Source organism: Rubneribacter sp. (assembly GCF_965361815.1).
Window position 1 is genome coordinate 1 of the sequence record NZ_CBDTNW010000155.1, and the last position, 5,670, is coordinate 5,670.

The following is a 5,670-nucleotide window of genomic DNA, read 5'->3' on the forward strand; positions in this document are numbered from 1 at the left end:
GTCCTCCACCGGCAGCACGCGGGAGATGACGCCCTTGTTGCCGTGGCGGCCGGACAGCTTGTCGCCCTGCTGCACCTTGCGCTTCTGCGCCACGTAGATGCGCACAAGCTCGTTCACGCCCGGAGCCAGCTCGTCGCCGGCCTCGCGGGAGAAGCGGCTGATGCCGATGACGCGGCCGCCGGAGCCGTGGGGCACCTTGAGGGAGGTGTCGCGCACCTCGCGGGCCTTCTCGCCGAAGATGGCGCGCAACAGGCGCTCCTCGGCCGTAAGCTCCGTCTCGCCCTTCGGCGTGACCTTGCCCACCAGCACATCGCCCGGGAACACCTCGGCGCCCACGCGGATGATGCCGTCGGCGTCCAGGTCGCCTATCATGTCGTCGGAGATGTTGGGGATCTCGCGGGTGATCTCCTCGGGGCCGAGCTTGGTGTCGCGCGCATCGATCTCGTACTCGGAGATATGGATGGACGTGAGCAGGTCCTCGGCCACCACGCGCTCGGACACGATGATGGCGTCCTCGTAGTTGTAGCCCTCCCACGGCATGTAGGCGACCATGAGGTTCTGGCCGAGCGCAAGCTCGCCCTTGTCGCAGCTGGGGCCGTCGGCCAGCACGTCGCCGGCCTGCACCTCATCGCCCTTGCGGACAATGGGGCGGTGGTTGATGCAGCCCGACTGGTTGGAGCGCTGGAACTTCGGCACCAGGTACTCGTCGTACTCGCCGTCGTCGTTCAAGATGATGATGGTCTGGCCGTCCACGTAGTCAACCACGCCCGGGTTCTGGGCCACGAGGATCTCGCCGGAGTCCACCGCGATGCGGTGCTCGATGCCCGTGCCCACAAGCGGCGCGGAGGGGCGCAGAAGCGGCACGGCCTGGCGCTGCATGTTCGAACCCATGAGGGCACGGTTGGCGTCGTCGTGCTCGAGGAACGGAATGAGCGAGGTGGCCACGCTCGTCATCTGGCGCGGCGACACGTCCATGTAGTTCACCTGCTCCACCGGCACCTCGTCGGGGTCGCCGAACTCGCCGGCGGCGTTCTTCACGCGGCAGAGCACGCGGGAGGCCTTGTGGAACTCGCCGTTCTCGTCGAAGGTGCCGAACTCGCGCGTCTCCAGGTTGAACAGGTCGTTGGCCTGGGCGATGGTGTAGTTCTCCTCCTCGTCGGCCGTGAGGTAGTCGATCTCGTCGGTCACCTTGCCGTCCACCACGCGGCGGTACGGCGTCTCAATGAAGCCGTAGGGGTTGATGCGCCCGTAAGTGGCAAGCGAGCCGATGAGGCCGATGTTGGGGCCTTCAGGCGTCTCGATGGGGCACATGCGCCCGTAGTGGGAGGTGTGCACGTCGCGCACCTCGAAGCCGGCGCGCTCGCGCGACAGGCCGCCCGGACCCAGCGCCGACAGGCGGCGCTTGTGCGTGATGCCGGCGGCGGGGTTGGTCTGGTCCATGAACTGCGACAGCTGGCTGCTGCCGAAGAACTCCTTGATGGCCGCCACGATGGGGCGGATGTTCACCAGGCTCTGCGGCGTGATCTCGTCGGGCTCCTGCATGCTCATGCGCTCGCGCACCACGCGCTCCATGCGCGACAGGCCGATGCGGAACTGGTTCTGGATGAGCTCGCCCACCGTGCGGATGCGGCGGTTGCCGAAGTGGTCGATGTCGTCGGTGGTCACGCCCTCCTCGCCGGCATGCAACGCCACGATGTACTGCATGGTCTTGACGATGTCCTCGTCGGTGAGGGTGGACGAGTCGTTGTCGGGGTCGAAGCCGAGCTTCTTGTTGATCTTGTAGCGGCCGACCTTCGCCAAATCGTAGCGCTGCGGGTTGAAGAACAGGCCCTCGAGCAGCGTCCGGGCGGAGTCGATGGTGGGCGGCTCGCCGGGGCGGAAGCGCTTGTACAGCTCGATGAGCGACTCCTCCTTGGTGGTGGCGGGGTCGCGGTCGAGCGTGCGCAGCACCATCTCGTCGCTGCCCAGAAGCTCGACGATCTCCTCGCGCGACTCGGCCAGGCCGAGGGCGCGCACGAGCAGCGTGGCCGGCTGCTTGCGCTTGCGGTCGATGCGCACGGACAGGATGTCGCGCTTGTCGGTCTCGAACTCCAGCCACGCGCCGCGGCTGGGGATGACCTTCGCGTTGTAGATGGTCTTGTCGGAGGCCTTGTCGCGCTCGGCGGCGAAGTAGACGCCCGGCGAGCGCACGAGCTGGCTGACCACGACGCGCTCCGTGCCGTTGATGATGAAGGTGCCGCGCGGGGTCATGAGCGGGAAGTCGCCCATGAACACGTCCTGCTCCTTGATCTCGCCCGTCTCGCGGTTGATGAAGCGGATCTCCACGAACAGCGGCGCCTGGTAGGAGACGTCTTTCTCCTTGCACTCGTCCACGGTGTACTTCGGCTCGCCGAACTCATGGCGGCCGAACTCCACGCACATGTCCTTGGTGCCGTTCTCGATGGGGCTGATGTCGCGGAACGCCTGCGCCAGGCCCTCGCTCTTGAACCACTCGAAGCTTTCCGTCTGGATGGCGATGAGGTTCGGGACGTCCATGACGTCGGGAATCTTGGCGAAGCTTCGCCGATCCCGGTAAAGGCTGGTCTGATCAGTCGTTTTTCCTTGAGCCACGAGGCTTTTCCTCCTTCACGTGCAGCCGCAAACTTGCAAAAAAGTCGCAAGTTCTTAAAATAGTGTCGGTACTTGCCACTGTCAAGAAAAATTTTTACGAGCTGTGGAAATTCCTTGTTGTTTTGCATGTTCATCTGGGATGATGAGGGTTGTGGATTCTGCTGGGGCCGCGGTTTCGGCCGCGCGGCGCTCGCCTTGGACGCGCAGGTGGCCTACAATGGTCGCGAAGCATCGGCGCGCGCCGCGCGCGGGACGAAGGGAGCCACCTTGAGCAAGAGAGCAGCCATCATCGCAATCTCCGCCACCTGCGCGCTTTTGGCCTGCGCGCTTGCGGGCTGCGGCCCGGTTGCTGAGGAGCCGCAGCTTCCCAACCCCGACGCGGGGTCGGCGTCGTCGGCCTCTCCTTCGGGCGGATACACGCTGACCGACGAAGCGGATCTGGAGTCGTTGGCCGTGGGAGAGTCGGCGGTGTGGCGCGATTAAGAGGTGGCCGTGAGGTCGGCGGAGCGCGCAGACGGGCTGCTGAACGTGGGCATCGAGGTGACAGCCCACAGCCGCGCGCAGGAGCTTTCGACCGACTGCCTGCTGTCGTTTGGCATGCCGCCCGTGTCGTCAACCTTCGACGGCGGCGTGATCACGGTGGCGGCGGGCGAGACCTCCCAAGGCACCCTCTCCTTCGACGACCGGTACGTCTCCCAGCGCCTGTTCTGGAACGACGGGGCCACCGAAGCGTTCTGGCTGCTGGACCAGGAGGCCGCAACGCCGCAGGCCGACGCCGCCACGCAAGAGGAGCAGCCCGCCGAGGGCGCCGGGAGCGCGGACGCCAATCCGGAAGGCGACGCCCAGGCCCGGGCCGTCGCCGCGTTGGAGGCGGAGCTGCCGTCGCTGTTCGAGAACAACACCTACTTCACCTTCCAAAGCGTCGATGCCCAAACCGCCGCCGTGGCGCTGCGCGAGGAGGGCGGCTACTCCTACGCGAACACCGTGTCCATCCTGGACGCCGAGGGAAACCCGACCACGGCGAACGTGGAGCTGATCTGCGAGCCTGACGGCAACTGCACCTCCATGACCTTAGACGGGGTGCTGCTGTTCTAGCGCGGGGGTGCGGCTGCGTTCGCGCGAGCCAACGCCGGTGCAGGCGGGGCCGACGCGGGACAGCGCGGGGCGGCAGGCCGGCTCCAGGACGCGAGCCCGGGCGGGCGGCTAGCCCTCCAACTCCCGGCGGTGCCAGGAGGCCAGCGCCTCCGCCACGGCGAGCAGGCGATCGCAGTAACCGCCTGGGGCGGCTTTCGCCACGGCGGCACGGAGGCTCGGCAGCCAGCCGAGCACGCGCTCGTCGAGGAAGCGGGCCTCGGAAGGAGGGGCCGCCGCGCCCGCACCCGCGGAGGCGCCCGGTGCGCCCTCCCCGCCAGCGTCCTCCAACGTGCCCGCGCCCCGCCGGCGGCAGATCTCGGACAGGCATAGAAGCTCGATACCGATGTGGTCCTCGTACTGGTTGTTTTCGTTGCACACCTCCAGACCGAGCGAGCGCAGCGTCTCGCGCATCTCGAACGTGGCCCGGCCAAAGCCCATCGTCACGTTCTCGGCGCGGTGGAAGGTCTCCCACGGGGGCGCCGCCGGGGAGGGCGGCCCCACGAACAGGCGCGTGTGCTCCACGGCCGCCGCGAGCGCGGCGTCCCCTCCGCCTGCGGCCTCGCGCGCCCGGGCCTCATGCGCGAATTCGGCGCATGCCCGCACGGCGTGCGCCACCCCCTCGTCGCCGAACGTGGGGAACGCCTCCCAAAACGCCGGGTCAAGCCCCACGTCCGCCGTCTGTGTCACGGGCCTGAGCAGGGAGTTCCCCAGAAACGCGTACGCCTGCGCAAGCTTTTCGCACACCACCTCGTCCATTGCCTCCGTCCTTTCTCCGCCAAGCGAGGGCGGGAAAACGAGGCCGGCACCCCGCTCCCCCGCCCTTCCGCCAACCTTCGGCAGACCTCCGTCGCCCGTTACGCCGCCGCAGCTGCGGCATCGGGCACGGCCTGCTTTCCGCCGGACAACAGCGCGCGGCACAGCACCATGAACGCGAGCGCCCCCAAGGACACCACGCCCACGGCCACAACGACCTCCACCCAGGTGGGAGCATACGCGCCGACGAGCACCCACATGCCGGATCCGCCCTGCTGCGCCGCCTGCGTGCCAAGCGAAACGCCCGGCGCGCCCGCCACGTTCAGCTCCACGAACGACGTGAGCAAAAGCCACACGCGCTTGCACAGCACGCCCAGGATCACCAACGCGCCGGCGCCCACCACCAGGCCCGTGCGCTGGCGGTTCCGCGCGAACACGAGGATGCAGAACGGCACGAGCAACCCCGCCAAGATCTCGAACCAGAAGAAGGGGGCGGTGGCGCCCGTGGCCATGATGGAGAGCGTCTCGGCACCGGCGGCACCCGGATACGCCATGGTCAGAATCTCGCAGCCGATGAAAAAGGCGTCCACGGCAATGCAGGTGGCCAGAAGGCCGGCCAAGTTCGCGAACAGCTTCTGATCGACCGCCAGCACGCCCGCCTTGCGCAAACCCGCAAGCGCGATCAGCAGAAGCGCCAAGCCCGAATCCATGGCGCTCGCCACGAAGATGGGCGCCATGATGGCCGAATACCAACCCTCCTTGGCCATCTCCAGGCCGAAGATCCACGCCGTCACGCTGTGCACGAGGATGGCCACCGGCAGCGCGAAGCGCGACACGCGCGAGACGGCCGGGCTGTCAACGCCGTGGCGCTTCATGAGCACCAGATACACCACGTTGATGACCAGGTAGATGGAGATCACGCAGATGTCCCAGAACAAGGGCGAGGCAGGGTTCGGCCCCGTGACGATGCGCCACACACGTTGGATGCCGCCCAGGTCGATGAGCACGAACATGCCCGCGCAGCAGATGCACACCGTGGACAGGATGACCGCCGGCAGCGCCACCTTCTTGTACTGCGCCACGTGAAACACGCTGGCCGACGAAGCCACGATGAGGCCGCCCGCCGAAAGCCCCACGAAGAACATGAACATGGTGATGTAGAGGCCCCACGAC

The 5,670-nt window shown here is 67.4% G+C and carries 5 protein-coding genes; 2 read left to right on the plus strand and 3 right to left on the minus strand.

Translation table 11 applies throughout. The annotated features are described in order from the left end of the window. The coding region (rpoB, locus tag ACWKY3_RS11450; protein ID WP_449316535.1) for a DNA-directed RNA polymerase subunit beta at nt 1-2,610 on the minus strand (2,610 nt) is incomplete at its 3' end. A gap of 267 nt (nt 2,611-2,877) precedes the next feature. Here rpoB and ACWKY3_RS11455 point away from each other — a divergent pair. Together ACWKY3_RS11455 and ACWKY3_RS11460 are read left to right on the plus strand one after the other, a co-directional pair. Then, nucleotides 2,878-3,093, plus strand: a complete 216-nt coding sequence (locus tag ACWKY3_RS11455) for a hypothetical protein (protein WP_449316536.1) — start codon at nt 2,878-2,880, stop codon at nt 3,091-3,093. A 9-nt stretch (nt 3,094-3,102) separates the two neighbouring features. Next, the gene (locus tag ACWKY3_RS11460) at nt 3,103-3,705 is read left to right on the plus strand and encodes a hypothetical protein (protein WP_449316537.1); all 603 of its coding nucleotides are present in this window, start codon (nt 3,103-3,105) and stop codon (nt 3,703-3,705) included. A 108-nt stretch (nt 3,706-3,813) separates the two neighbouring features. Here ACWKY3_RS11460 and ACWKY3_RS11465 read toward each other — a convergent pair whose 3' ends face one another. Further along, nucleotides 3,814-4,500 (minus strand): TorD/DmsD family molecular chaperone, encoded by a 687-nt coding sequence (locus ACWKY3_RS11465; RefSeq protein WP_449316538.1) that lies wholly within the window; start codon nt 4,498-4,500, stop codon nt 3,814-3,816. A gap of 98 nt (nt 4,501-4,598) precedes the next feature. Next, nucleotides 4,599-5,670 (minus strand): NrfD/PsrC family molybdoenzyme membrane anchor subunit (nrfD, locus tag ACWKY3_RS11470; protein WP_449316539.1); only part of this gene is annotated, 1,072 nt, incomplete at its 5' end.